We start from the raw sequence: 24,952 nt of genomic DNA, 5'->3' as shown, positions 1-24,952 counted from the left end.
CGCACGAGGGCGAGTCGGTCGTCCGACGGCTCGGCTCACGATGCGTACGGAAAGGCCGCAATCAGGTTGTCCTGGATTTCCGTCAGGTTGGGAATCGGCCGGTATTCGTCCCGAAGCGATGCGATCGTGTCCTCGTCCCTCGCGAGATCGGACGAATGCTGAACGGCTTTGCCGTCGAACACGGAATAGTAATCCTCGAATTTGTATCCGGCGCCGCCGATTTCCTGGTCCAACTCGATCCACGCATTCGGAACGCCGTACGAGTCCGCCACGATGAGTCCGTGAAGGCTCGTCGACAACACGAAGTCGCAGGCGGTGATATCCGCGATGACCTTGGCAGGCTTTCGCGACGGATCGATCAACGTTATCTTTCCCTCGCGCGCGAGCGAGAGCACGACGGGATCTGTCTTGTGCATCCAGTGGTAGACGAGGCCGACGCGACCGTCCACTCGCTCGGAGCGGGGATACACCCTGCTCGCCAGGAGTCCGGGATCTCCGACGGCCACCTCGCGGTCGGATTCGATGCGCTCACGTGAGAGATGCCCGCGCACGGCGTGGACGTCGAAGCGAGGGAAGTCGAAGTTTCTCCCGTTGAGCGGGTCCCTCAACATGAAACCAGAACCCCAGATCTTCAGGGTGTCCGGTGCGTTCATGAGCTGGACCATTTCCAGCGTCGACCCGGCGCCGGTCATGTCGCTGTTCTTCGGGCGCCTCCACGAACACTTCTGGCCGAAAAGCGATTTCACCAGTCCCGGCGTCAACTCGTCGCCGAAGTTGGGACGAATTCCGGTGAGCTTCAGTTGGCGCCACCAGAAGGTCTTGATCGCTACGGTCATAGCGAAAACATACTGCATGGTCTGCCGGGGCGGGGTGTGACCTGAATACAGAAGCGCCGAGGCACATCGGATCGACGTGCCTCGGCGTAACTCCAGGTCCTACTTGCTGGACGGCTGTAGAACGAGAGATATCGAGTTGATGCAGTAGCGCTGGTCCGTCGGCGTCGGGTACCCCTCGCCCTCGAAGACGTGACCGAGGTGGCTGTGGCAGTTCTTGCAGATCACCTCGACGCGGCGCATGCCGAGCGAGTCGTCTTCCTTCAGGATGACGGCGTCGCTGTCGGCCGGGTCGTAGAACGACGGCCACCCGCAGTGGGATTCGAATTTCTCGGTGCTGCGGAACAGTTCGGTTCCGCAGGCCCTGCAGTTGTACACGCCCTCGGTCGTGGTGTCGGTGTATTCACCGACGAAGGGGCGCTCGGTGCCTGCCTGCCGCAGCACCGCGTACTCCTCGGGCGTGAGTTTGTCGCGCCATTCCGCATCGGTGTGCTGGACGGCGGGCGCGGAATTGTTGTCGGTCGCTGAACTCATGCCTTCACGCTAATACGATTCTGCGGCCTTCGTGGTCTTCGCTGGTCGCGCGCCGTTCGACGCGGCATCCGGTTGTTCGGTGCCGGTGTCGCCCGCCTCGATCCACAGCGGTTCGATGCCGCTGTCGAGCCGGCCGTCGCGTCGTGCTGCGCAGTACCGGCCGACGAGAACACCGAAGATCACGATGATGAGCAGGCTCCACCCGAACGTCGTTCGCATGTAGTCGAATGCGCGACCAGCCGTGTAGAAGCGACCGGACAGCCAGCGGTCGTAACTCATGAAACCGTAGATGGCGAGCCAGGCGGGCCAGTTTCTGAGCACGGAGTTCTTCAGTACCACCGTCATCAGCAGTGGGAACAGCAGCATCGAGTAGTACATCTGGCCGAGCGAACCGAGCAGCCAGTGTGCGGTCAGAACCAGGCCCGACGTGGTGGCGATGAAGAACAAGCGGTCCTCGCGGCAGTACCGGTACAGGATCCACAGCGAAACGAGGACCATGATGCCGAGGACCGCGCGCAGTCCGAAGATCATCCACTCGGGGAGGCCGTAGTACCGTCCGTTGCCGACGATGGCGCTGTTGAAGTAGTCGCGTGATTCGAGCAGGTACGGGGTGGTCCGACGGACGAAGTCCATCGCGTCGACGGACAGCGGCCATGCGATCGCGGTCAGCACGAGCGGGATCGAGATCGCTGTGACGAACACCTTCCACTGCTTGGTCATCAACGGGATGATCAGCAGCGGCGCCAGTATCGGCTTGACGACGATCGTCAGTCCGATCGCGACTCCTGCCCACAGATCCTTGCGTTTCAGCAGGAAGTAGACGAATGCGACCTCGCCGAGGAGGACGAATCCGTTGAAGTTCGTGAACACCAGTGTGCTCGTGACGGTCTCGCTCGAAAAGGCCGCCAGTAGCAGTGCAGGCGCTGCGACCGAACTCAGCCCGAAGCCGAAGATCCGAAGCAGGATGTACAGCGCTGCGATGATCGCGATCGTGCTGGCGAGGATGAACAGCCAGCGCGAACGTTCCGGGTCGATGACGGCGAGAGGCGACAGCAGCATCGTCGCACCGGGTGGGTACAGGTAGTGCGGATCCACCGAATCGAAGTTGGCGGTGTACACCGGTTGCCGATTCAAGAACGCAAGGGCAGCTTTGTACACCGGAGTGAAGTCATCGGTGATGTCACCGTTCACCGCGCGCACGAGGACGCGGTTGAGCACCATCATCACGGCGAACGGCCACAGTGCGAACTTGAGTACATCTGCGGTGGTCCGGCCGTTGCGAGGCTCGAGAAAGCTAAGTGACACGCGCAGAACGGTACCTTGACCGGGCGCCTCGGTTGCCGTGGACACCCCGCATCCGTGTCAGGCCGGGCAGGCACTCCCGTCGGGCGGTAACGCCGCGTCGACGGCGTACGCGGCCACGGCGGTCTGTGCACACACAGAGCCCCCGACGACGGGGTGACCGGATCCCTGCCACGTCATCGCGGCAGACCGGGTACCCGTCGATGCGACGAGTCCGGTCACTGCGGCGAAGCCGCCGTTCCCGACCATCGGATCACCGGATCCACTGAGCGACAGAACAGGGATCGACAACGACGACGGCAGCGGTGCAGCGGGTGCGGTGGGCCACGACGCGCATGTCAGTGCCGTCATCGCCGCGTCGGTACCGAAAATCGGGTACCGCTCCGCCCAGGTGGCACCCGCGTCGCGCACCGATTGGGGTGACGGCCACTGCTGGCCGTCGGTGCATCTGGCGACGAACTGCCCGTCCGTCCCGTATGCGGCCGCGGCACGAGATGCCAACTGCCGAAGTTCCGAGACGTCGCCGGATCGAGCAGAGGACAGCGTGTCGGACAGATCCAGCGCGCGCCGCGAGGCATCGCCTGCCGACGAGGAGAGGGCGTAGGCGATGGCGTCGACGACTTCGTGTGAGGACAGCGGTGCGAGGGTGCCCGCAGTAGCTCGTCCCATCAGATCCGCGACGGCATCCTGGGGCGCGTCGCCGAGTGAGCAGCGCAGCGCGCGGCATCGCAGCACGAACGCTGCGAACGCTGCTTCGCGTCCCTGAGTTTTCTGCTCGGCCAGTGTCATCTGGTCGACGCCGATGCCGGTCGGGGAGTCCAGGACGAGGCGAGCGAGGTGCTCGGGGTACCGCGCGGCGTATGCCAATGCCGTCGAGGCCCCGTTGCCGGTACCGATGACACCGAGTGCGTCGACGCCCCAGGCCATCCGCAGCTGGTTCAGGTCGTCGGCCGCATAGCTCGTCGCGAACGCCAGTTCCTGCGGCTGCAGAAGGTCGGTGCACTCGATGGTGGCATCGCGGCCGACGTCGACAGCGCGGTCGACGACGTCGTTGCCGGACGAGGCGAACTGGCCGAGGCCCCTCAGCGTTTCCCTGGTGTCCGGTTTGACGCAGTCGACGGCCGTCGAGCGGCCGATGCCTCGCCGGTCGATCGCGACGACGGGATTGGCGCCCAACAGTGTTCCGCTCGGTCCTGCGGCGATGTCGGCCAAGGTCGCGATCGACGACCGGTCGGCTCCCGACGTCAGCACGAGCGGCGGCGCTTCGGACGGTGTACTGCCGAGCCGGGCTCGCATCACACCGACCGAGAACGATCCGAACATCTCACCGGACGCATCGACGGGCGATTCGAAGTCGGCGCAGTCGAACACCAGACCGGGAGTACCCGGCGTCAGCCCGTACGCGTCCAGGGTGCTCTGCGTGCAGTCCGCCCATGCCAGGTCGTCGACCGGCGTCTGCAGCTCCGGGATGTCCTGCGCCGAATCGGTCGTCGTCTCGTCGGGGGTGCCGGGGGAGTTCTGCTCGACGGCGACGTCGGGCCGCGAGGACGGACCACCGGCACAGGCCGATCCGAACATCAGAACAGCGACACCGACAGCGAGCAACGTTCGTTTCTGCGTCACGACATTTCATTCTGCCCGGTGTGCTTCTCCGGCGTTCTGACCCACCGAGTCAGCAGCGTGCCGTCGTCCTCGGCGAGGACGTGCGCGCGCGACATCGCACGGATCGATGCCGCAGGTGAGTGCGAGATTCTTCCCGCGGATCCCGCGACGGCGACGGGCGAGACCGTCAGACAGATCTCGTCGACCGCGTCGTCACCCAGGAACGTTCCGAACAATCCCGGCCCACCTTCGAGCAGCACACGATGTTCCCCCGCCCGATGCAGTTCCGCCACTACGGCGGCGGTGCTCACGTCGCCGTCGACGGCAACCACGTGGGCGCCCGCCGTCTCGAGGCGTCGTCGGGCATCGAGGGGTGCGGAGGCGGACGTGACGACCGTCGGCGGAACGGCAGTATCGGTGAACAGACGCGAGGTCGGATCGAGCGACGCCGACGCGGTCACGACGACGATGCGGGGGACCGGCGGTTGCCCGGCGGCACTGCGGCGTGCCTGGTCGTCGGCGGAGAGTCGAACTCCGCCGTAGTCCTCGCTGCGCACCGTGCCTGCTCCGACCACCACGACGTCGGCGAGAGCGCGTAGTACACCGAACACACGCGTGTCCGACGGCGTTCCCAGCCCCGCCGAGACACCGTCGGCGGTGACCGCTCCGTCGATGCTCGACACGAAGTTGACGCGGACCCACGGCCTGGTCAGAGCCGTCGGGTAGGCATACGCTCGCCGCAGGCCCTCGTCGTCCAACTCGGTACCGAGGAGGTCCGACGGCGTGTCGTCAGGTGTGAAGTAGGTCGCAAAATCCAATAGCCGCACAAAGTAGATGAGACCACGTCGTTAGGCTCACCCAATGCCTGCACGTCTTGTCGACCGCAACCCAGTGGTGCCGTCGGATCAGTTGATCGCTCAAATGGTGCCACCGGCCATGTTCGACGACGTCAGTTTCTCCTCGTACATCCCTGACCCGAACGAGCCGAGCCAGGCCGAAGCCGTCTCCAAGGCCGAGGCGTTCGCGCAGAAGGTCGTCAAGATTCGCGGTAAGGGCGGCAAGCGCGGACTGTTCGGCAAGAAGACGCCTGCTACCGGCGCGGGCCTGTATCTCGACGGCGGATTCGGTGTCGGTAAAACCCACCTTCTCGCGTCGATCTTCCACAGCGTCCCCGAGCCCAAGGCGTTCGGTACGTTCGTCGAGCTGACGCACGTCGTCGGCGCGCTCGGCTTCAACAAGGCACTCGAAGAGCTGTCCAGCCACAGCGTGCTGTGCATCGACGAGTTCGAGCTCGACGATCCGGGCGACACCATGCTCGTCTCACGTCTGCTGTCCGAACTGTCCGCACGCGGAGTCTCGATCGTCGCTACGTCGAACACTCTGCCCGGCCAGCTGGGCGAGGGACGATTCGCCGCCGCCGACTTCCTTCGTGAGATCAAGAAGCTCGGGTCGATCTTCGAGACGATCCGCGTCGACGGCCCGGACTACCGTCACCGCGACCTTCCGCCTGCACCCGAGCCGACGTCCGAGGCCGAGTTGGTCGAGCGCGCATCGCACGTCGACGGCGCGACCCTCGACGACTTCGACGAGCTCCTTGCACACCTCAGCACTCTGCATCCGTCGCGGTACGGCAAGTTGCTCGACGGCGTCACTGCGGTTTTCCTGAAGAACGTGCACCCGGCCGCGGACCAGTCCGTCGCGCTGCGGCTCGTCGTGCTCGCCGACCGTCTCTACGACGCCAGCATCCCCGTCACGTCGTCGGGTGCGAAGCTCGACGAGATCTTCACCGAGGAGATGCTCGCGGGCGGATACCGCAAGAAGTACCTGCGCGCGACGTCACGCCTGCTGGCACTGTCGCGCTTCGCCGCGGTCGGCTGAGCGCGGCAGTCGGTCAGACCGCGCGTTCCATCACGAAGTCGTCGTGCACCTCGGTGCCGACGGTGAAGGTCTTGGTCCCGACGACCTCGAAGCCGTTCTTGGCGTAGAACCGTTGCGCCCGGACGTTCTCCTGGTTGACTCCGAGCCAGACACCAGCGCATCCCGTCGTCGACGCGTGGTCGAGGACCGCAGCCATGAGCTCACGGGCGACGTGACCGCCGTGGTGCCCGGGAAGTACGTACAGTTTCGACAGTTCCATCGTGGGGGAGTGCGTGACAGCCGCCGCGATCGCCTGGTCGGCTGGGTCGCCGTGGATCAGCATCGCGTACCCGACGACCGAATCATCTTCTCGGGCAGCAAGAATGGTGCGTCCGGGATCGCTGAGGTACTCGCCGAAACGCTCGTGGGAGAGAACCTCGGCGACGAACGCATCGATCGATTCACGCGTCGATCCGGGCGGGCAGGCCAACGGGAACGTCACTGCCGCGACGTCGGCGAGTTGCTCCGCCTCCCACAATCCTGCGGTACCTACCGTGACTGTCACAACCGATCCACCGCTTCCTTGGCCTCGCGCAGCGACAGCCCGGTGCGGGCCCGGAGAAGTTTGATGGCTGCGATGGTCCTGCCTTCGGACTTGAGCGTACGCAGTTTGGGAATGATGTCCTCCCAGGCGCCCGTGTCCAGTCCGGTCGTCTGCGCATACGCGCCGGGGGTCGGGAGCGGTTCGCCACGCCCGACGGACTCGACGATGTCCTTCGCTTCCTTCAGCCCGGCACCGGTTCGCTCACGGAACAGTTTGATCGCGTGAATCTGCTTCTTCTGTCCGACGAGGCGGTAGATCTCGTCGCGCGCATGGTCGTCCAGGCCCGCCAGCATCATCTGCGTCGTCGTCGCGAGATTCCTTCCCGACGACCTTCGGGCCAGCAGCCAGGCTGCGAGAACCGCCGCGTCGACGAGAACGAGAGCGACGATGAACCATCCCCAGGTGGGCATAGCGTCAAGTAGAACATTCGACTATTTCGGTGACGCCGTCCGGTCCCGCGTGTTCAGTTCGAAGAATCGTGACGCCGCGTCGAGTGTGTTCTCTGCCGTGCGGTACTTCGCCGGAGAGAGGTCATGGCCAGCACCTGTCACTTCGAGGAACTCGGTGCGGGCGGGTATCGATGCGATCGCATTCCGTAGTTCTTCGGGAGTTCCGAACGGATCCTTGGTGCCCGAGACGAAGAGCGTCGGCGTCGACACGTCGGGCAGATGCGCCGTGCGCGCTTTCTCCGGCTTACCGGGTGGGTGCAGGGGATAGGACAGCAGCATCAGTCCCTGGACCGGCCACGGGCGCTCGGCCGCGATCATCGATACCTGGCGACCACCGTAGGAATGGCCTGCGACGATCAGCGGCCCGTCGACGTAAGGGATGCGTTCGGTCGCCGCGACGATGCTCGCACGGTCGTCGGCCGATTTCGACGGATGGGGTGGCCCTTTCGGTTTGGCGCGGCGGAAGGCCATGTCGAAACGGAGAACGACGAAGCCGGCGGTCGACCAGCCGTGTGCGACGTCGACCAGCAGCGTCGAGGTGCAGTTGCCGCCTGCACCGTGAGTCAGTGCCAGTGCTCCGACCGGACTACCGGTCGGTGTATGCAGAAAGCCGTGTACGTCGTCGTCCGCGAGTTCGACGACGTCCGTCGCATCACTCATCGGCGGAGGCGCTCGTGTCTTCCGCGTCGTCGGGAACGACGTCGGCGAACGCTGTTCCGGAGACCATTCCACGAGTCCCCGGTACGACGACCGTGGGCCGTGCTCCAGGTGCGTATCTGTCGTCGAGTCCGGCGACCTGATCTTCGGCGCGGCGACGGGTCTCGTCGTCGACGTGGGGATCGGGGGCCCGGGTCTCGGTGCTGTCGCTTCCCGTCTGCTTCTCGTCGGCCACGGTGGGCCTCCTTCCGTTCGGGGGCTGCTTCTCCTACAGGGTGCACCGCAACGCGCGGAAGCACCACCGAATCCTGCGATCGCACAGCGATGCAGAAACCCCCCGGCACGAGGTACCGGGGGGTTTTCAGGTGGTGCGCGATACTGGGATTGAACCAGTGACCTCTTCCGTGTCAGGGAAGCGCTCTCCCGCTGAGCTAATCGCGCGAGCTGTGAAGTTGTAGTCGAGGCTCACACGAGCCTCTGTCTTTGAGCGGATGACGGGATTCGAACCCGCGACCCTCACCTTGGCAAGGTGATGCGCTACCACTGCGCCACATCCGCATTCGCATCACGGAGACGGTTGCCCATCCCGTGATGCTGTGTTCTTCCTTGACGAAAAGAACCCCGGTACAAGTGACCGGGGTTCTTCGCGTGGTGCGCGATACTGGGATTGAACCAGTGACCTCTTCCGTGTCAGGGAAGCGCTCTCCCGCTGAGCTAATCGCGCAGGTACTGCCGTAGAAGACTGGAATCCTTCTGGAGTATCCAGCCTTCGTCGTGTTACGAGGTGGAGACGGGAATCGAACCCGTGTGCACGGCTTTGCAGGCCGTTGCCTCACCACTCGGCCACTCCACCATGGGCCAGGCGTTCTTTCGATTGCCCCGATCACAAGAAATCATGATCAATCCAGCCTCGAGCGGATGACGGGATTCGAACCCGCGACCCTCACCTTGGCAAGGTGATGCGCTACCACTGCGCCACATCCGCATTCGCTCCCCGGAGGCGGTTGCCCTCTCCGTGGTGCGGTGAAAACACTAGACCAACTTCTGACGAACTCACAAATCGCCTTGTCAAAGCCGCCGAACGGACCACCTGCCACGCAGATGCATGTGCGTGAGAGGACGGGGTGCGAGGCGATTCGGGTAATCCGTGGGGCGCGTGTTAATGTTTTGCCTCGTTCGACGAGTCCACGGTCCCGTGGCTCAGTGGAAGAGCGTCCGCTTCACACGCGGAAGGTCGCTGGTTCGATCCCAGCCGGGACCACAGGAGAAGCGAAAGCCCCGCACAAGCTTGTGCGGGGCTTTCGTCGTTTTCGGCGTCGGTAGCCTGTAGTCGTGACAGCAGACGACGCCCGCACCGATGAAGCACGCTCCGACGAACACGAGGGTGTCTTCGACAAGGTCGCCGATCGACGTCGTCGGTTCCGGGCGAAGATCGCATCGAACCCGACGGTCGATCTCACGTACCGCATCGCGATCGCGGTTGTCGGGCTCGTGGTGCTCGCTCTCGGAATCGTCGCCATTCCGTATCCAGGCCCTGGCTGGTTGATCGTGTTCGCCGGCCTCGGGATTCTCGCGTCCGAGTTCGCGTGGGCGAAACGGTTGTTGAAGTTCGTGCGGAAGCACTACGACCGATTCATGGACTGGTTCTCGCGTCAGTCCATCGTCGTCAAGGGTGCGGGAGTGCTGTTGACGACGGTCGTCGTAGTGGCGACCCTGTGGTTGCTCGGCACGTTCTCACTCGTCGGTGGATGGTTCGGACTCGACTGGAACTGGCTGTCCAGTCCGCTGTAGCCACGCCGCGCGATGTGACGGGGAGTCCGGGGTCCGTAGCCGATAGGCTGTCATCGGTCTTACCGGCCGCGAAGAACGAACGAGGAGCACATCGCTGTGAGCATGCCCGTAACCGCCGTCTTGCCCGCCCGCATCATGGTGCCGGCAGGAACGACCGCCGGCACGGCGCTCCGTGACACCGGGCTTCCCAACAAGGGTCCCGACGCGATCGTGGTGGTGCGCGACGCGGACGGGAAGCTTCGCGATCTTTCCTGGGCGCCCGAAACCGATGCCGAAGTGGATCCGGTCCCGGCGAACACCGACGACGGCCGCAACGTCATCCGGCACTCCGCGGCGCACGTTCTCGCGCAGGCGGTCCAAGAGCTCTTTCCCGACGCGAAGCTCGGCATCGGCCCGTTCATCAAGGACGGCTTCTACTACGACTTCGACGTGAAGGAACCGTTCACGCCGGAGGATCTGGCCAAGCTCGAGAAGAAGATGAAGCAGATCGTCAAGGCAGGCCAGCGCTTTTCGCGGCGTGTGTACGAGTCGATCGAGCAGGCCCGCGAGGAGCTGGCGAACGAGCCGTACAAGCTCGAGTTGGTCGACGACAAGTCCGACATCGACGATCCAGAGATCATGGAGGTCGGCGGCGGCGAGCTGACGGCGTACGACAACCTCAATCCCCGTACCGGAGAGCGGATCTGGGGCGATTTGTGCCGCGGCCCGCACATCCCGACGACCAAGTACGTACCTGCGTTCAAGCTGACTCGCAGCTCGGCCGCGTACTGGCGTGGCAATCAGGAGAACGCGGGGCTGCAGCGCATCTACGGCACCGCATGGGAGTCGTCGGAGGCGCTGGAGAAGCACCTGGAGCTGCTTGCCGAGGCAGAGCGTCGCGATCATCGCAAGCTCGGATCCGAGCTGGACCTGTTCAGCTTCCCCGACGAGCTCGGCTCGGGTCTTCCCGTCTTCCACCCCAAGGGCGGCGTGATCCGCAACGAGCTGGAGAACTACTCGCGGCAGCGCCACATCGAAGAGGGCTACGAGTTCGTCAACACCCCGCACATCACCAAGGGGCACCTGTACGAGGTGTCCGGTCACCTCGATTGGTACCGGGACGGGATGTTCCCGGCGATGCACCTCGACGCCGAACTCGACGAGGACGGCGAGGTGCGCAAGCCCGGCCAGGACTACTACCTCAAGCCGATGAACTGCCCGATGCACAACCTGATCTTCCGTTCGCGTGGACGGTCGTACCGTGAACTGCCGCTGCGGCTGTTCGAGTTCGGCTCGGTCTACCGCTACGAGAAGTCCGGCGTCATCCACGGTCTGACCCGTGTGCGCGGCATGACCCAGGACGACGCGCACATCTTCTGCACTCGTGAACAGATGCGCGGCGAGCTCACCAGCACGTTGGAGTTCGTGCTCGGCCTGCTCAAGGACTACGGGCTCGACGACTTCTACCTGGAGCTCTCCACCCGCAACCCGGAGAAGTCCGTCGGCAGCGACGAGGTGTGGGAGGAAGCGACCAACACTCTCGCCGAGGTCGCCGCGGCCTCCGGTCTCGACCTCGTCCCCGACCCGGGCGGTGCCGCGTTCTACGGACCGAAGATCTCGGTGCAGGCCAAGGACGCGCTCGGACGTACCTGGCAGATGTCGACCATCCAATTGGACTTCAACCTGCCCGAGCGATTCGAGCTCGAATACACCGGCTCGGGAGGCGTCAAGGAACGCCCGGTGATGATCCACCGTGCACTGTTCGGGTCGATCGAACGGTTCTTCGGCGTGCTGACCGAGCACTACGCAGGCGCGTTCCCGGCGTGGCTGTCGCCGGTTCAGGTCGTCGGAATTCCGGTGGCCGAGGTGCATCAGGATCACCTGTTCGCCGTCGTCGCCGAGTTGAAGAAGCGCGGCATTCGCGCCGAGGTCGACGCCAGCGACGACCGGATGCAGAAGAAGATCTTCAACCAGACGGCCCAGAAGGTCCCGTTCATGCTGCTCGCAGGCGAACGCGACGTCGAGGCAGGAGCCGTCAGCTTCCGGTTCCGCGACGGCACCCAGGTCAACGGCGTCGAGGCGGCTCGTGCCGTCGATCTGATCGCCGACTGGATCTCCGTCCGTAACAACGCATCTCCGACGGCCGCGCTCTTTCTTCCCGACACCTCAGGAGTGAGCTGACCATGCCCGAACAGGACGGCGCGATCGTCGACACCGGACTCGGTGATCCCGATCGGCTGCAGCGACTGTGGACGCCACACCGAATGTCGTACATCACCGAGGCTCCCGAGTCGAAGAACAATTCCAACGAACCGTTCACGGACATCCCGAAGATGGCCGACGAGGACGGGTTGGTCGTCGCGCGCGGTGAGCAGGTCTACGCGGTGCTCAATCTGTACCCGTACAACCCGGGGCACACGATGATCGTGCCGTACCGGCGTGTGGCAGCTCTCGAAGATCTGACGCGAGCCGAGAGCGACGAGCTGATGGCGTTCACGCAGCACGCGATTCGCGTCATCAAGAAGGTGTCGAGGCCACACGGATTCAACGTCGGCCTCAACCTCGGTGCTGCAGCGGGTGGATCGCTCGCCGAGCACCTGCACCAGCACATCGTTCCCAGGTGGGGCGGCGACGCGAACTTCATCACCGTCGTCGGCGGTGCGAAGGTGATGCCCCAGCTGCTTCGAGACACACGGGCGTTGCTGGCGTCGGCCTGGACCGAATGATTACGATCCTGCAGGGGGGTGCGTGGTGCTGAGTATCTTCGGTCGAGCGCCGATGTCCAAGGTGACGGCGCCGCTGGGTCGTGCGCTCAACGCCACCGGTCTGACTCCCAACTCGGTGACCCTGATCGGCACGGTCGTGACCGTCGCTGCGGCGGTGACGATGTTCCCGGCCGGGTATCTGTTCTGGGGCACGATGGTCATCACGTTGTTCGTGCTGTTCGACATGCTCGACGGTGCCATGGCGCGCGCACGGGGCGGTGGCACGAGGTACGGTGCAGTCCTCGATGCGACGTGTGATCGCGTCGCGGACGGGGCCATCTTCGCCGGTCTCGCCTGGTGGGCGGTGTACAGCGAGGACGACAAGGTTCTGCTGATCGCCACGCTGGTGTGTCTGGTGACGTCACAGGTCATCTCGTACGCGAAGGCCCGTGCGGAGGCCAGTGGACTGTCTGCCGACGGTGGCTGGATCGAACGCCCGGACCGTCTCGTGATCGTGCTGGTCGCCTCGGGTCTGACCGGGATCGGTCGGTACTTCGACATTCCGGTCCTGCAGAGCGTCATCTACCCGGCGATGTGGGTGTTGGCCGTACTCAGCGTCGTGACCGTCTTCCAGCGTGTGCTCGCGGTCCGTGGCTCCGAGGGAGCGCGGGACATCATCACGCACACCTCGGTGCCGCCTGCCGACGGACAGGCCGAGTCGGCATGACGTTCGCGGAGCGCGCCACCGATGCCGGATATGCGGCAGGGTGGCGGTTGGTGCGCGGGCTGCCCGACGGCTTCGCACGGACTCTGTTCGAGAAGGGCGCCGATATCGCGGCGTCCCGAAACGGGGGACCGCACCAGCTGCGCCGCAACCTCGCTCGGGTACTCGAAGTGACACCCGACGCGGTTCCCGACGACCTGATCCGCGACAGCGTCAGGTCCTACGCGCGCTACTGGCGCGAGGCGTTCCGATTGCCGTCGATGGACCTCGGTGCGCAGGCCGCCGTCATCGACAACTGTGTGCACGGTCGTGAGCACCTCGACGCGGCACTGGCCGATGGTTCGGGTGCCGTGCTCGCGTTGCCGCACAGCGGTAACTGGGACATGGCGGGTATGTGGTTGGTGCGCTACTACGGCCAGTTCTCCACCGTCGCAGAGCGATTGAAACCGGAGTCGCTCTACGAGCGTTTCGTGAACTATCGCGAGAGCCTCGGCTTCGAGATCTTCCCACTCAGCGGTGGTGAGACGCCGCCCTTCGCTGCGCTGTCGACGCGGTTGCGCGACAACAAGATCGTGTGCTTGCTCAGCGAGCGCGATCTCGCGAGACACGGTGTGCCCGTGAAGTTCTTCGGGGAGCAGACACGAATGGCCGCGGGCCCTGCGAAGCTCGCCGTCGACACCGGTGCCCATCTGCTTCCCGTGCACTGCTGGTTCGACGGTGACGGATGGGGCTTCTCGATCTCCCCGCGAATCGATGTGTCAGCTGGAGTCGACAGTGCCACACAAGATCTCGCGAACCTATTCGCGTCGAACATTGCCGCGCATCCGGCGGACTGGCACATGTTGCAGCCCTTGTGGATGTCCGACCTCAGCGATTCCCGACGCGCTCGGATCGAGGGCTGAGTGAAGATCGGAATGGTCTGCCCGTACTCGTTCGACGTGCCCGGTGGTGTTCAGGCCCACGTCGAACAGCTCGCCCGGGTCTTCATCGAGCGGGGTCACCGCGTCAGCGTTCTCGCCCCGGCGTCCGAGGAGACGACGCTGCCGGAGTTCGTCGTCTCGGCGGGGGAGGCGCTCGCGATTCCCTACAACGGGTCCGTCGCCCGGCTCCGATTCGGCCCGGTGACGTACGCCAGGATCAGGCGCTGGATCGCCGAGAACGACTTCGACGTCTTGCACATCCACGAGCCGAACGCACCGAGCCTGTCGATGCTGGCGCTGAAGGCCGCCGAAGGGCCGATCGTCGCGACGTTCCACACGTCGACGACGAAATCGTTGGTGCTCAGCACATTTCAGGGCGTCCTGCGGCCGTATCACGAGAAGATCAGCGGTCGGATCGCCGTCTCCGAGCTGGCCCGACGTTGGCAGGTCGAGGCCCTCGGCAGCGACGCCGTCGAGATCCCCAACGGCGTCGACGTCTCGGCATTCGCGCGAGCCCCGATGCTCCCCGGATATCCACGCGCGGGAAAGACCGTCCTGTTCCTCGGCAGGTTCGACGAACCCCGTAAGGGCATGGCCGTTCTGCTCGGCGCGCTTCCCGCACTGGTCGAACACCACCCGGATCTCGAGATCCTCGTCGTCGGACGAGGCGACGAGGACAAGCTGCGTAAGGACGCGGGTTCACTCGCCGACCACCTGACCTTCCTCGGGCAGGTCGACGACGACGTCAAAGCGTCCGCGATGCGAAGCGCCGACGTGTACTGCGCTCCGAACCTCGGAGGCGAGAGCTTCGGGATCGTCTTGGTCGAGGCAATGGCGTCGAAAACCGCGGTGGTGGCCAGTGAGCTCGATGCATTCCGGCGGGTGCTACGTGACGGCGTCGCCGGACTGCTCGTACCCATCGACGATTCGGCGGCACTGGCGGCTGCAGTGGATTCGGTGCTGTCGTCCGACGAGATCAGGCGCGGCCTCGTCGATGCCGCGAGCAGTGTCGTCGTCGAATACGACTGGCCCGTCGTCGCCGAGCAGATCATGCGCGTCTACGAGACGGTGACCGTCGGCGGACAGAAAGTCAGGTCGGCCAGCTGATGACCTTCTCGGCACTGACCATCCTGGTACTGGCGGCGATCGCGGCCCTGATCCTCGTCGTCGGGCTGTGGGCATACGGCACGGCCAACCGGCTCGATCGGCTGCACGTACGATCCGACCTCGCGTGGCAGTCGCTCGATGCCGCATTGGCGCGGCGAGCCGTCGTCGCGCGTGCGGTGTCGGCGGCCACCAGGGATCGACTCGATGCCTCCCGGCGGCTCGCCGCTCTGGCCGACGCCGCCGAACGTGCCGACCGCGGTCACCGCGAGGATGCGGAGAACGCGCTGTCCGTCGCACTCGCGTCTCTCGACCCGGTCGATCTGCCGCCTCAGCTCGTCGCCGAACTCGCCGACGCCGAGGCCCGCGTGTTGATCGCGAGGCGCTTCCACAACGACGCGGTGCGCGACACGCTCGCGCTGCGCACGACCCGCCCGGTGCGCGTGCTGCACCTCGGCGGAACGGCGCCGCTGCCCGCGTACTTCGAAATTGTCGACAGATCGGCAGCTGCGACCTACGGGTCGGAGGGCCGGGCGGTGCAACGCACGTCGTCGCGCGTCGTGCTGGTCGACGAGCGAGGGCGAGTGCTGCTGTTGCGCGGTCACGATCCGACGGTTCCCGACGTCTACTTCTGGTTCACGATCGGCGGGGCAGTCGAGCACGGTGAGAACCTGCGCGAGGCCGCGGCGCGCGAGGTACTCGAAGAAACGGGCCTGGTCGTCGACGCGACGGATCTCAAGGGGCCGATGTGGCGACGAGTCGCGACGTTCCCGTTCAACGGCACGCTCCTGCGGTCCGAGGAGCTGTTCTTCGCGTACCGCACCCAGGAGTTCGAGCCCGAACATGCGGGGTTCACCGATCTGGAACGACGCACCGTCACCGGTCACCGGTGGTGCACCGAGGACGACATCCGCTCGCTCGCAGCGACCGGGGAGACGGTGTACCCCCAGGATCTGGCCGAATTGCTCGACGAGGTCAACATCGTGCTCGCGCGGCGGATCGAACCGGAAGTCCGCGCCATCCGCTGAGAGGTCCAGGGATTCTCGATTGGCTATGGGAACGACGGCCAGTTCGACCTAGCATCGATCGCGCCGAGTGCGTCCGACGCCCGGCGTGGCATCGTTTCCCAGACTTCAGGAGTTCGCCGTGAGTACCCCTATCGTGCCCGTATCCAGTCACACCGACACCGGCGACGGTGGCGTCGGGACGGCCCGGGTCAAGCGCGGCATGGCCGAGATGCTCAAGGGCGGCGTGATCATGGACGTCGTCACCGCTGATCAGGCGAAGATCGCCGAGGATGCAGGCGCGGTCGCTGTCATGGCGCTCGAGCGCGTTCCGGCCGACATTCGCGCCCAGGGTGGCGTGTCGCGGATGAGCGACCCGGACATGATCGACAGCATCATCTCGTCCGTCTCCATCCCCGTCATGGCGAAGGCTCGAATCGGGCACTTCGTCGAGGCGCAGATTCTGCAGAGCCTCGGCGTCGACTACGTCGACGAGTCGGAGGTGCTCACTCCGGCCGACTACGCGAACCACATCGACAAGTGGAATTTCACCGTTCCGTTCGTCTGTGGCGCGACCAATTTGGGTGAGGCGTTGCGTCGTATCACCGAAGGCGCGGCGATGATCCGCTCGAAGGGTGAGGCAGGCACCGGCGACGTTTCCAACGCGACGACGCACATGCGCAAGATCCGCGACGAGATCCGCCGCCTGACCTCGCTCCCCGAGGACGAGTTGTACGTTGCCGCAAAGGAATTGCAGGCTCCCTACGACCTCGTCGTCGAGGTCGCGAAGGCGGGCAAGCTCCCGGTGACGTTGTTCACAGCAGGTGGCATCGCGACACCCGCCGACGCGGCGATGATGATGCAGCTCGGCGCCGAGGGCGTGTTCGTCGGATCGGGAATCTTCAAGTCCGGCAACCCTCAGCAGCGCGCCGAGGCCATCGTCAAGGCCACCACGTTCCACGACGATCCGGACGTTCTCGCCAAGGTCTCTCGTGGCCTGGGTGAGGCGATGGTCGGCATCAACGTCGACGACCTGCCCGTCGGACACCGTTTGGCCGAGCGAGGGTGGTGAAGCTCTCGTGAGCGAAAATGTATACAGGAGTACACATTTTCGCTCACGAGGGGATGACAGCCGGCCGGTCCGGATGATCCCACCGGACCACCATGTCCGGCCGAGCGTCGGCATCCTCGTAGAACTCGAGCAGCGGCTCGATCGTCCACTGCTCGTCGTCGGGCGTTCTTCGACGCAGCGTCCGTTCGGCGAGCAACAGATGTACGACGACGGCAGCCGACGGAATGCGTCCGAGAATCATCGGCCCGGCGACGACGACGAGGTGGTCCGGGGCCGCGTCGAGCAACCGGGCGCGGGCCGATCGGTCGGTCGCTTCGTCCCACAGGCGCGGCAGGATCCGGCCGCGCCCGCCGGGCTGCAGCGGCGCGATGACCTCACGGTCGAGCGCGTCGAAGTCGAACCACGTGGTCCGGTAGGTCAGTTCGTCGGTGCGCGAGTACTCGAACCTCAACGACGCAGGCCGTACGAAGTCGTGCAGATCGACCACGGTCGCCGAGCGGCCCTCGGATACGACGACATCACGTATGCGAGTGGCGAATTCGACCGGATCCGCGGCGTCGGCGCCGTCGATCACGACGACGGCGCGTCGCCCGCGTGGCACTCGGTCGACGATCGCGCGAGCGAGGCGATCCGGAAACATCGGTTGGACGGCAGACACGTCGACCATCCTGCCTGCCGGGGTGCTTGTTAGCCTTCTTCGGCAGTGTAGAGAAAGGTGACCCATGGCCAGTATCGAGGACATACTCGAACTAGAGCGCATCGAGAACGACATCTTTCGAGGCAGGACTTTCCCCAGTTTGCTCCAGCGCACCTTCGGTGGACAGGTGGCCGGGCAGGCGTTGGTCTCGGCGGTCAACACCGTCGACGAGCAGTTTCGGGTGCATTCGTTGCACGGGTATTTCATTCGCCCCGGTAACCCCACCGAGCCCACGATCTATCTGGTCGATCGACTGCGCGACGGCAGGTCGTTCTGCACGCGTCGCGTCACCGGAATCCAGGACGGCAAGGCGATCTTCACGATGTCGGCGTCCTTCCACGTCGACGACGACGGCATCTCCCATCAGGACACGATGCCGCGTGCCGTCGACCCGGAGTCGTTGCCCGACCCGCGCGAGCTGCCCGAGTACGACCACTCCTTCTACGCGGAATGGAAAGAGTGGGACATCCGACGGATCCCCGACGACCAACAGGACAAGCATGCGAGTTTCGCAGCGCAGCAACGGGTCTGGTTCCGCTACCGGGATCGGTTGCCGGACAGTCAGGTGTTCCATGTCTGTGCGCTCGCTTACATGTCCGACATGACGTTGATCGGTTCCGCGAAAGTTCCTCATCCCGGCGTCGTGACTCAGACCGCGTCGCTCGATCACGCGCTGTGGTTCCTGCGTCCGTTCCGGGCCGACGAGTGGCTGCTGTACGACCAGACGTCTCCGTCGGCCGATTTCGGTCGCGCTCTGGCTCAGGGGCGGATCTTCGACAGGCAGGGCCGTATGGTCGCGGCTGTCGTGCAGGAGGGCCTGATGCGCATCGAACGAGACCCGTCCAAGACCGCCACCGACCCGTTCACACCGCGATGACCGAGCCCACGATCGGCGTCCTCGCGCTTCAAGGCGACGTGCGCGAGCATCTCGCGGCGCTCGAATCGAGTGGTGCCCACGGAATCCGCGTCAGGCGGCCGGAGGAATTGGACAAGGTCGACGGGTTGATCCTCCCTGGCGGTGAGTCGACGACGATGAGCACCCTGTTGTCGGTGTTCGACCTGCTGGAACCGCTTCGCGCCCGGTTGAAGGACGGACTTCCGGCCTACGGCTCGTGCGCAGGAATGATCCTGCTGGCCAGTGAGATCCTCGACACCCGGCCCGACGCGCACCACCTCGACGGACTCGACATCACGGTTCGGCGCAACGCGTTCGGACGTCAGGTCGACTCGTTCGAAACCGATCTGGACGTCGTCGGAATCGACGGGGACCCGGTCCGTGCGGTCTTCATCCGAGCACCGTGGGTCGAACGAGTCGGTCCGGACGTCGAAGTCCTGGCCACGGTCCCCGACGGGCCGGCCGAGGGACGGGTCGTCGCCGTGCGGCAAGGATCGGTCATGGCGACCAGTTTTCATCCCGAGGTGACCGGCGACAGGCGTGTGCACCACTTGTTCGTGAACCTCGTCCGCGCGGTCTGATCTCGGGCGCGTCGACACACGCGTAAACTATGCAGACACTTGTATGCAGTACGAAAGGGGCTCCATCGCATGAGCGGCCACTCCAAATGGGCCACCACCAAGCACAAGAAGGCGGTGATCGACGCCAAGCGTGGCAAGTCGTTCGCCAAGCTCATCAAGAATATCGAGGTGGCGGCCCGCACCGGTGGTGGAGATCCAACGGGTAACCCGACGTTGTTCGACGCCATCCAGAAGGCCAAGAAGACGTCGGTTCCCAACGACAACATCGAACGGGCACGCAAGCGCGGCGCAGGTGAAGAAGCCGGCGGCGCCGACTGGCAGACGATCATGTACGAGGGCTACGGACCCAACGGCGTCGCCGTCCTCATCGAATGCCTCACCGACAACCGCAACCGCGCGGCAGGCGAGGTTCGTGTCGCGATGACACGCAACGGCGGCAACATGGCCGATCCCGGTTCGGTGTCCTACCTGTTCTCGCGCAAGGGTCTCGTGACCCTGGAGAAGAACGGCCAGTCCGAGGACGACGTTCTGATGGCCGTGCTCGACGCCGGTGCCGAGGAAGTCAACGACAACGGAGACACCTTCGAGATCGTCAGCGAACCGACCGACCTCGTCGCCGTCCGCTCCGCACTGCAGGACGCAGGCATCGACTACGACTCCGCAGAAGCCAGCTTCCAGGCCTCGGTGTCGGTTCCGGTCGACGCGGACGGCGCGCGCAAGGTGTTCAAACTGATCGACGCGCTCGAGGACAGCGACGACGTGCAGAACGTGTACTCCAACGTGGAACTGTCCGACGAGGTTCTGGCCCAGCTCGACGAGGACTGACACATCGGCGCCGGGCGGGTGTCGCACACGCCCGCCCTGCCTGTCCTCCGCTACGCTATCGAACAACAGTTCGTAAGCGGAAGGTGTGCGACAGTGCGTGTGATGGGCGTCGATCCCGGCTTGACCCGGTGCGGGCTGAGTCTGATCGAAGGCGGTTCCGGGAGGAGCGTCACCGCGCTCGACGTCGACGTGGTGCGCACTCCGGCGGACATGGATCTCGCGCAGCGTCTGCTTCGTATCTCGGAGGCGGCGGAATACTGGCTCGACACTCACAAGCCGACTGTCGTCGCTATCGAGCGGGTGTTCGCGCAGCACAACGTCCGCACTGCGATGGGTACCGCGCAGGCCGGGGGAGTGATCGCTCTTGCCGCGGCGCGACGCGGCATCGACGTCTGCTTCCACACCCCCAGTGAGGTGAAGGCCGCCGTCACCGGCAACGGTAGCGCCGACAAAGCGCAGGTCACGGCAATGGTGATGCGAATATTGGGCCTACAGGTCGCACCGACACCCGCCGACGCAGCGGACGCCCTCGCGCTCGGTATCTGCCATTGTTGGCGGGCACCGATGATCGCGCGCATGGCGCAGGCCGAGGCGATGGCGGCAGCGCAGAAGCGCAAGTACGAACTGCGACTCGCCGAGGAGCGCAAGGCTCGGGCGACGGCCGCCAAGAAGCTCGAACGTGCGAAGAGAGAGGCAGGAGCGCGATGATCGCGTCCATACGCGGCGAGGTCCTCGACATCGCACTCGATCATGCTGTCCTGGAGGCTGCGGGAGTCGGCTATCGAGTCAACGCGACGCCTGCGACGCTCGGAAACCTCAGCCGAGGCGTCGAATCGCGGTTGCTGACGACGATGATCGTCCGCGAGGACTCCATGACGCTGTACGGATTCTCCGACAACGAGACGCGGGATCTGTTTTCGCTGTTGTTGACGGTCTCGGGCGTCGGGCCGCGCATCGCGATGGCGACGCTCGCCGTCCTCGATCCCCATGCGTTGCGTACTGCTCTTGCCGACAGCAACGTCGCGGCGTTGACGCGCGTGCCCGGCATCGGTAAACGCGGCGCCGAACGCATGATCGTCGAACTACGCGACAAGGTCGACGCCATCGTCGGTTCGTCGGGAGTGCCGCTGCCGTCCGGAACTCCAGGCGGCTCGCCGGTGCGCGATCAGATCGTCGAGGCGCTCACCGGCCTCGGATTCGCGGTCAAACAAGCCGAGGACGCGACCGATTCGGTGCTCGCCGCGCAGCCCGACGCGTCGACGTCGGCCGCGTTGCGCTCGGCACTCGCGTATCTGGGTAAGTCCAAGTGACCGACGAGTCGGAGTTCGACGACTCCCAGGTGACCGCGCAGGCCACTCCCGACGATCTCGACATCGAGACGAGCCTGCGCCCGAAATCTCTGACCGACTTCATCGGGCAGCCTCGGGTGCGGGAGCAGCTGCAGCTGGTGTTGACCGGCGCCAAGCTGCGCGGTGGTACGCCCGACCACATTCTGATGTCGGGTCCGCCCGGCCTCGGCAAGACGTCGATGGCGATGATCATCGCCCAGGAACTCGGGACGTCGCTGCGGCTGACGTCGGGTCCGGCGCTCGAACGGGCGGGTGACCTCGCGGCGATGCTGAGCAACCTCGTCGAAGGCGATGTGTTGTTCATCGACGAGATCCACCGCATCGCACGTCCCGCCGAGGAGATGCTGTACCTCGCGATGGAGGACTTCCGCGTGGACGTCGTGGTCGGCAAGGGGCCCGGTGCCACGTCGATCCCGCTCGAGGTCGCGCCGTTCACGCTCGTCGGCGCGACGACCAGGTCGGGTGCGCTGACCGGTCCGCTGCGTGATCGCTTCGGATTCGTCGCGCACATGGACTTCTACGAACCCGAGGAACTCGAACGGATCCTGTTCCGGTCGGCGGGCATTCTCGGTGTTCCGATCGACAAGGGTGGATGTTCGGAGATCGCCGGACGCTCACGCGGCACGCCTCGCATCGCCAACCGCTTGCTTCGTCGAGTGCGCGACTACGCGGAAGTGCGAGGCGACGGCACGGTGACGAAGGAGACGGCCCAGGCTGCGCTCGTCGTCTACGACGTCGACCACCTCGGTCTCGACCGCCTCGACCGCGCTGTTCTGAGCGCGTTGATCAGAAGCTTCGGCGGAGGCCCCGTCGGCGTGTCCACCTTGGCGGTGGCCGTCGGCGAGGAACCCGCCACCGTCGAGGAGGTGTGCGAGCCGTTCCTGGTGCGAGCCGGTATGGTCGCCCGCACACCGCGCGGCCGCGTCGCGACCGCAGCGGCCTGGCAGCACCTCGGTCTCGTACCGCCGCCCGATCTGGCGATCGGGGGCATTTCGGTGCGAACGAACGAGGCCCAGCAGGGCTTATTCGAATAATCTGCTGATAATCGGTGGGAGCCGAGCAGTAGAGCACCGAGGTAATGGCACACTGGGTTCCATGCACGGACTCCGATGCGGAGTTCGAGCGTGCGCATTGCACGTACCGAATACATCCCGAACACCCTGCACTACGACACTACGAGGACTGACGTAAAGATGGAACTGCTCTTCCCACTCCTGATCGTGGCTCTGCTCGTACCGATGTTCCTCAACGTACGCAAGCAGAAGAGGGCTCTGGCCGACACGCAGGCGCTGCAGGATTCGCTGAAGATCGGTGACGAGGTGGTGACCACCGCGGGTCTCTACGCCCGCGTCGTGCTCGTCGAGGACGACACGGTCGATCTCGAGATCGCCGACGGCGTCGTCACGACGTGGTCGCGTGCCGTCGTCCGCGAGGTCCTGCCCGCCGACACCGACGACGAGTTCTCGGCACCCGACGACCTCTCGGGAATCGGTGAGTCGTCGCCGTCGCTCGAGAAGCGCGCACCCGAGGCCCCCGCGGACGAGACCGTCGAGCAGACTGCACGTCGCCTCGACAAGGAGTGACTTCAGCCCCGCACCGTCGCCGCTGTCGGATCTGATCCGGCAGCGGTTTCGCGTGCCGGGGAGCGCGCCGTCTCAGCATGCTTCTCGCCCCACTTCTCGTTAGGAGAATCACACACCGTGGCACCTTCCAGCGGATCGGTGCATCCAGGTCGCTATCTAGCCGTGTTCGCGGTTCTGATGGCAGCTGTGTATGCGCTGGTCTTCTTCACCGGAGACAAGTCGCCGAGTCCCAAGTTGGGAATCGACCTGCAGGGCGGCACGCGCGTCACGTTGACCGCACGTACCCCTGACGGCAGCGCGCCGAGCCAGGACAGCCTGAAGCAGGCCCAGCAGATCATCGAGACGCGTGTCAACGGCCTCGGTGTGTCCGGGTCCGAGGTCGTGATCGACGGCGACAACCTGGTCATCACGGTGCCTGGCGACGACAGCTCGCAGGCGCGTTCACTCGGTCAGACCGCTCGTCTGTTCATCCGCCCGGTCGTCACCGCGGCACAGCCGTCGGCGGGCGCTCAGGCACCGGCCACCGAGGCTCCGGCGACCGAGGCACCAGCGACGGATGTTCCGACGACGGAGGCTCCGGCGGGTGACGCCGTACCGCAGGGACGGCCGTTCCCTGCACAGGATCCGAGCGCGGTGGATCCGACGCCCGCGCCCGAGGCCCCGGCAGGCGAGACTCCCGCGACAGAAGCTCCGGCGACCGACGCACCGACGACCGAGGCTCCGGCGACGGGCACCGAGAGCGAGCAGGCCGCAGCCCAGATCGCCGAAGCGAAAGCGCTGCGCCAGAGCGAGGACACTCAGGTCCAGCAGGCTGCGCTCGCAACGATCGACTGCAACGCACCCGATCCGCTGCAGGGTAACGACGACCCGGCGTTGCCGCTCGTCGCGTGCTCGACCGACGGCACGGCCGTGTACATCCTGGGTCCGAGCATCATCGACGGTCAGCAGATCTCCGACGCGACGTCGGGATTCAACTCCCAGCAGTCCCGCCACGAGGTCAGCCTCAGCTTCGATTCCGAGGGCAGCAACACCTGGGCGCAGTTCACCGGTGCCAACATCGGTAGCCAGGCGGCGTTCACCCTCGACTCCAAGGTCGTCAGCGCACCCCAGATCCAAGGCGCGACCCCCGCGGGCTCCGCGACGTCGATCACGGGCCAGTTCACCGCGCAGTCGGCGTCCGAACTCGCGAACACGTTGAAGTACGGTTCGTTGCCGCTGTCGTTCGCGTCGTCCGAGGCGGAGACGGTGTCGGCAACGCTCGGTCTCGCGTCACTGGAAGCCGGTCTGATCGCCGGTGCGATCGGGTTGGCGCTCGTGCTGGTGTATTGCCTCGTCTATTACCGAGCGCTCGGACTTCTGACCGCGTTGTCCCTGGTACTGGCGGGTCTGATGGTATACGGAATCCTCGTGTTGTTGGGTCGATGGATCAACTTCACCCTCGACCTCGCGGGAATCGCCGGTCTGATCATCGGTATCGGCATGACCGCGGACTCGTTCGTGGTGTTCTTCGAACGCATCAAGGACGAGATTCGCGAGGGGCGTAGCTTCCGATCCGCGGTTCCACGAGGGTGGGCACGCGCACGGAAGACGATTCTCTCGGGCAACGCCGTCAGCTTCATCGCGGCCGCCGTACTCTACGTTCTCGCCGTCGGACAGGTTCGTGGGTTCGCGTTCACACTCGGCTTGACGACGATTCTCGACGTCATCGTCGTGGTCCTGGTGACCTGGCCTCTCGTCTACCTGGCCTCGAAGTCCAAGTTCTGGTCCAAGCCCGGGGTCAACGGCCTGGGCGCAGTCGCCGAGATCGCGCAGGAACGCAAACGTGCGGCCGCCCGATCCAAGCCGAATACCGTCGCGTCCGCCGCGCCGACCAAGGGGGCATGAC

At 65.2% G+C, this 24,952-nt stretch carries 27 protein-coding genes and 6 tRNA genes; 18 read left to right on the top strand and 15 right to left on the bottom strand.

The window, feature by feature from the left end:
- Positions 1-35 precede the first annotated feature (35 nt).
- The 5 genes from CHB96_RS01210 to CHB96_RS01190 all read right to left on the bottom strand — a co-directional run bounded on the left by CHB96_RS01210 (position 36) and on the right by CHB96_RS01190 (position 5,098).
- Positions 36-836 (bottom strand): polysaccharide pyruvyl transferase family protein, encoded by an 801-nt coding sequence (locus tag CHB96_RS01210; RefSeq protein WP_176444057.1) that lies wholly within the window; start codon positions 834-836, stop codon positions 36-38.
- A 99-nt stretch (positions 837-935) separates the two neighbouring features.
- Complete coding sequence (gene msrB / locus CHB96_RS01205) at positions 936-1,367, bottom strand: peptide-methionine (R)-S-oxide reductase MsrB (protein ID WP_089242738.1); 432 nt, start codon at positions 1,365-1,367, stop codon at positions 936-938.
- Positions 1,368-1,376: 9 nt separating this feature from the next.
- Positions 1,377-2,672: a glycosyltransferase family 87 protein gene (locus tag CHB96_RS01200; protein ID WP_089243036.1), complete on the bottom strand. Its 1,296-nt coding sequence runs from the start codon at positions 2,670-2,672 to the stop codon at positions 1,377-1,379.
- A 57-nt stretch (positions 2,673-2,729) separates the two neighbouring features.
- On the bottom strand, positions 2,730-4,292 hold the full coding sequence (locus CHB96_RS01195) for an alpha/beta hydrolase (protein WP_089242737.1): 1,563 nt from the start codon (positions 4,290-4,292) through the stop codon (positions 2,730-2,732).
- Positions 4,289-5,098 carry a pyrimidine reductase family protein gene (locus tag CHB96_RS01190; protein WP_089242736.1) on the bottom strand — a complete coding sequence of 270 codons (810 nt, stop codon included), beginning with the start codon at positions 5,096-5,098 and terminating at the stop codon, positions 4,289-4,291. Before CHB96_RS01190 ends, CHB96_RS01195 begins: the two co-directional genes overlap by 4 nt.
- Positions 5,099-5,132: 34 nt before the next feature.
- Here CHB96_RS01190 and zapE point away from each other — a divergent pair, with 34 nt between their 5' ends.
- Positions 5,133-6,149, top strand: coding sequence for a cell division protein ZapE (gene zapE, locus CHB96_RS01185; protein ID WP_089242735.1), 1,017 nt, complete (start codon positions 5,133-5,135; stop codon positions 6,147-6,149).
- A gap of 13 nt (positions 6,150-6,162) precedes the next feature.
- Here zapE and CHB96_RS01180 read toward each other — a convergent pair whose 3' ends face one another.
- The 9 genes from CHB96_RS01180 to CHB96_RS01140 form a co-directional block, all read right to left on the bottom strand.
- Positions 6,163-6,693 carry a GNAT family N-acetyltransferase gene (locus CHB96_RS01180; RefSeq protein ID WP_089242734.1) on the bottom strand — a complete coding sequence of 177 codons (531 nt, stop codon included), beginning with the start codon at positions 6,691-6,693 and terminating at the stop codon, positions 6,163-6,165.
- Positions 6,690-7,142, bottom strand: coding sequence for a ribosomal protein L7/L12 (locus CHB96_RS30020; protein WP_245865124.1), 453 nt, complete (start codon positions 7,140-7,142; stop codon positions 6,690-6,692). The genes CHB96_RS01180 and CHB96_RS30020 overlap by 4 nt, the downstream gene beginning before the upstream one ends.
- 21 nt (positions 7,143-7,163) lie before the next feature.
- Positions 7,164-7,841: an alpha/beta hydrolase family protein gene (locus CHB96_RS01170; protein WP_089242733.1), complete on the bottom strand. Its 678-nt coding sequence runs from the start codon at positions 7,839-7,841 to the stop codon at positions 7,164-7,166.
- Entirely contained in the window at positions 7,834-8,073 is a 240-nt protein-coding gene (locus tag CHB96_RS01165) for a hypothetical protein (protein WP_089242732.1), read from the bottom strand. Before CHB96_RS01165 ends, CHB96_RS01170 begins: the two co-directional genes overlap by 8 nt.
- A 131-nt stretch (positions 8,074-8,204) precedes the next feature.
- Positions 8,205-8,279, bottom strand: a tRNA-Val gene (locus CHB96_RS01160).
- A gap of 45 nt (positions 8,280-8,324) precedes the next feature.
- A tRNA-Gly gene (locus tag CHB96_RS01155) sits at positions 8,325-8,396 on the bottom strand.
- 91 nt (positions 8,397-8,487) lie between these two features.
- A tRNA-Val gene (locus CHB96_RS01150) sits at positions 8,488-8,562 on the bottom strand.
- A 58-nt stretch (positions 8,563-8,620) separates the two neighbouring features.
- Positions 8,621-8,691: transfer RNA gene (locus tag CHB96_RS01145), tRNA-Cys, on the bottom strand.
- A gap of 60 nt (positions 8,692-8,751) precedes the next feature.
- A tRNA-Gly gene (locus tag CHB96_RS01140) sits at positions 8,752-8,823 on the bottom strand.
- Positions 8,824-9,027: 204 nt separating this feature from the next.
- On the opposite strand from CHB96_RS01140, the gene CHB96_RS01135 reads away from it, so the two are divergent.
- The 9 genes from CHB96_RS01135 to pdxS all read left to right on the top strand — a co-directional run bounded on the left by CHB96_RS01135 (position 9,028) and on the right by pdxS (position 17,137).
- Positions 9,028-9,099: transfer RNA gene (locus CHB96_RS01135), tRNA-Val, on the top strand.
- 71 nt (positions 9,100-9,170) lie between these two features.
- Positions 9,171-9,629, top strand: coding sequence for a TIGR02611 family protein (locus CHB96_RS01130; protein ID WP_089242731.1), 459 nt, complete (start codon positions 9,171-9,173; stop codon positions 9,627-9,629).
- A 102-nt stretch (positions 9,630-9,731) separates the two neighbouring features.
- Positions 9,732-11,789 carry a threonine--tRNA ligase gene (gene thrS / locus CHB96_RS01125; RefSeq protein ID WP_089242730.1) on the top strand — a complete coding sequence of 686 codons (2,058 nt, stop codon included), beginning with the start codon at positions 9,732-9,734 and terminating at the stop codon, positions 11,787-11,789.
- Positions 11,790-11,791: 2 nt separating this feature from the next.
- Positions 11,792-12,334: an ATP adenylyltransferase gene (locus CHB96_RS01120; protein ID WP_089242729.1), complete on the top strand. Its 543-nt coding sequence runs from the start codon at positions 11,792-11,794 to the stop codon at positions 12,332-12,334.
- A 25-nt stretch (positions 12,335-12,359) separates the two neighbouring features.
- Positions 12,360-13,040 (top strand): phosphatidylinositol phosphate synthase, encoded by a 681-nt coding sequence (gene pgsA, locus CHB96_RS01115; protein ID WP_089243035.1) that lies wholly within the window; start codon positions 12,360-12,362, stop codon positions 13,038-13,040.
- Positions 13,037-13,939: a phosphatidylinositol mannoside acyltransferase gene (locus CHB96_RS01110; RefSeq protein ID WP_089242728.1), complete on the top strand. Its 903-nt coding sequence runs from the start codon at positions 13,037-13,039 to the stop codon at positions 13,937-13,939. Before pgsA ends, CHB96_RS01110 begins: the two co-directional genes overlap by 4 nt.
- Positions 13,940-15,064: a glycosyltransferase family 4 protein gene (locus CHB96_RS01105; protein ID WP_089242727.1), complete on the top strand. Its 1,125-nt coding sequence runs from the start codon at positions 13,940-13,942 to the stop codon at positions 15,062-15,064.
- The gene (locus CHB96_RS01100) at positions 15,064-16,089 is read left to right on the top strand and encodes an NUDIX hydrolase (protein WP_089242726.1); all 1,026 of its coding nucleotides are present in this window, start codon (positions 15,064-15,066) and stop codon (positions 16,087-16,089) included. The genes CHB96_RS01105 and CHB96_RS01100 overlap by 1 nt, the downstream gene beginning before the upstream one ends.
- A gap of 118 nt (positions 16,090-16,207) precedes the next feature.
- Entirely contained in the window at positions 16,208-17,137 is a 930-nt protein-coding gene (gene pdxS / locus CHB96_RS01095) for a pyridoxal 5'-phosphate synthase lyase subunit PdxS (protein WP_281254381.1), read from the top strand.
- A 43-nt stretch (positions 17,138-17,180) separates the two neighbouring features.
- Here pdxS and CHB96_RS01090 read toward each other — a convergent pair whose 3' ends face one another.
- Entirely contained in the window at positions 17,181-17,804 is a 624-nt protein-coding gene (locus tag CHB96_RS01090) for a nucleoside/nucleotide kinase family protein (protein WP_245865123.1), read from the bottom strand.
- Positions 17,805-17,859: 55 nt separating this feature from the next.
- Between CHB96_RS01090 and CHB96_RS01085 the strand changes: the two genes are divergently transcribed.
- From CHB96_RS01085 to secD, 8 genes are all read left to right on the top strand, one after another.
- The gene (locus tag CHB96_RS01085) at positions 17,860-18,711 is read left to right on the top strand and encodes an acyl-CoA thioesterase (RefSeq protein ID WP_089242725.1); all 852 of its coding nucleotides are present in this window, start codon (positions 17,860-17,862) and stop codon (positions 18,709-18,711) included.
- On the top strand, positions 18,708-19,310 hold the full coding sequence (gene pdxT / locus CHB96_RS01080; RefSeq protein ID WP_089242724.1) for a pyridoxal 5'-phosphate synthase glutaminase subunit PdxT: 603 nt from the start codon (positions 18,708-18,710) through the stop codon (positions 19,308-19,310). The genes CHB96_RS01085 and pdxT overlap by 4 nt, the downstream gene beginning before the upstream one ends.
- Positions 19,311-19,379: 69 nt before the next feature.
- Positions 19,380-20,135, top strand: a complete 756-nt coding sequence (locus tag CHB96_RS01075) for a YebC/PmpR family DNA-binding transcriptional regulator (RefSeq protein WP_089242723.1) — start codon at positions 19,380-19,382, stop codon at positions 20,133-20,135.
- A 93-nt stretch (positions 20,136-20,228) separates the two neighbouring features.
- Positions 20,229-20,843 carry a crossover junction endodeoxyribonuclease RuvC gene (gene ruvC / locus CHB96_RS01070; protein ID WP_089242722.1) on the top strand — a complete coding sequence of 205 codons (615 nt, stop codon included), beginning with the start codon at positions 20,229-20,231 and terminating at the stop codon, positions 20,841-20,843.
- A complete protein-coding gene (gene ruvA / locus CHB96_RS01065) occupies positions 20,840-21,445 on the top strand; it encodes a Holliday junction branch migration protein RuvA (RefSeq protein WP_089242721.1) in 606 nt (201 codons plus the stop codon). The genes ruvC and ruvA overlap by 4 nt, the downstream gene beginning before the upstream one ends.
- Positions 21,442-22,518, top strand: coding sequence for a Holliday junction branch migration DNA helicase RuvB (gene ruvB / locus CHB96_RS01060; protein ID WP_089242720.1), 1,077 nt, complete (start codon positions 21,442-21,444; stop codon positions 22,516-22,518). The genes ruvA and ruvB overlap by 4 nt, the downstream gene beginning before the upstream one ends.
- Positions 22,519-22,677: 159 nt before the next feature.
- On the top strand, positions 22,678-23,067 hold the full coding sequence (gene yajC, locus CHB96_RS01055; protein WP_089243032.1) for a preprotein translocase subunit YajC: 390 nt from the start codon (positions 22,678-22,680) through the stop codon (positions 23,065-23,067).
- A 117-nt stretch (positions 23,068-23,184) separates the two neighbouring features.
- A complete protein-coding gene (secD, locus tag CHB96_RS01050; RefSeq protein ID WP_176444056.1) occupies positions 23,185-24,951 on the top strand; it encodes a protein translocase subunit SecD in 1,767 nt (588 codons plus the stop codon).
- Position 24,952: the final 1 nt, after the last annotated feature.

Source organism: Rhodococcoides kyotonense (assembly GCF_900188125.1).
Classification (GTDB): Bacteria; Actinomycetota; Actinomycetes; order Mycobacteriales; family Mycobacteriaceae; genus Rhodococcoides; species Rhodococcoides kyotonense.
The sequence above is the reverse complement of the archived record's forward strand: the minus strand, read 5'-3'. Positions and strand labels throughout refer to the sequence as shown.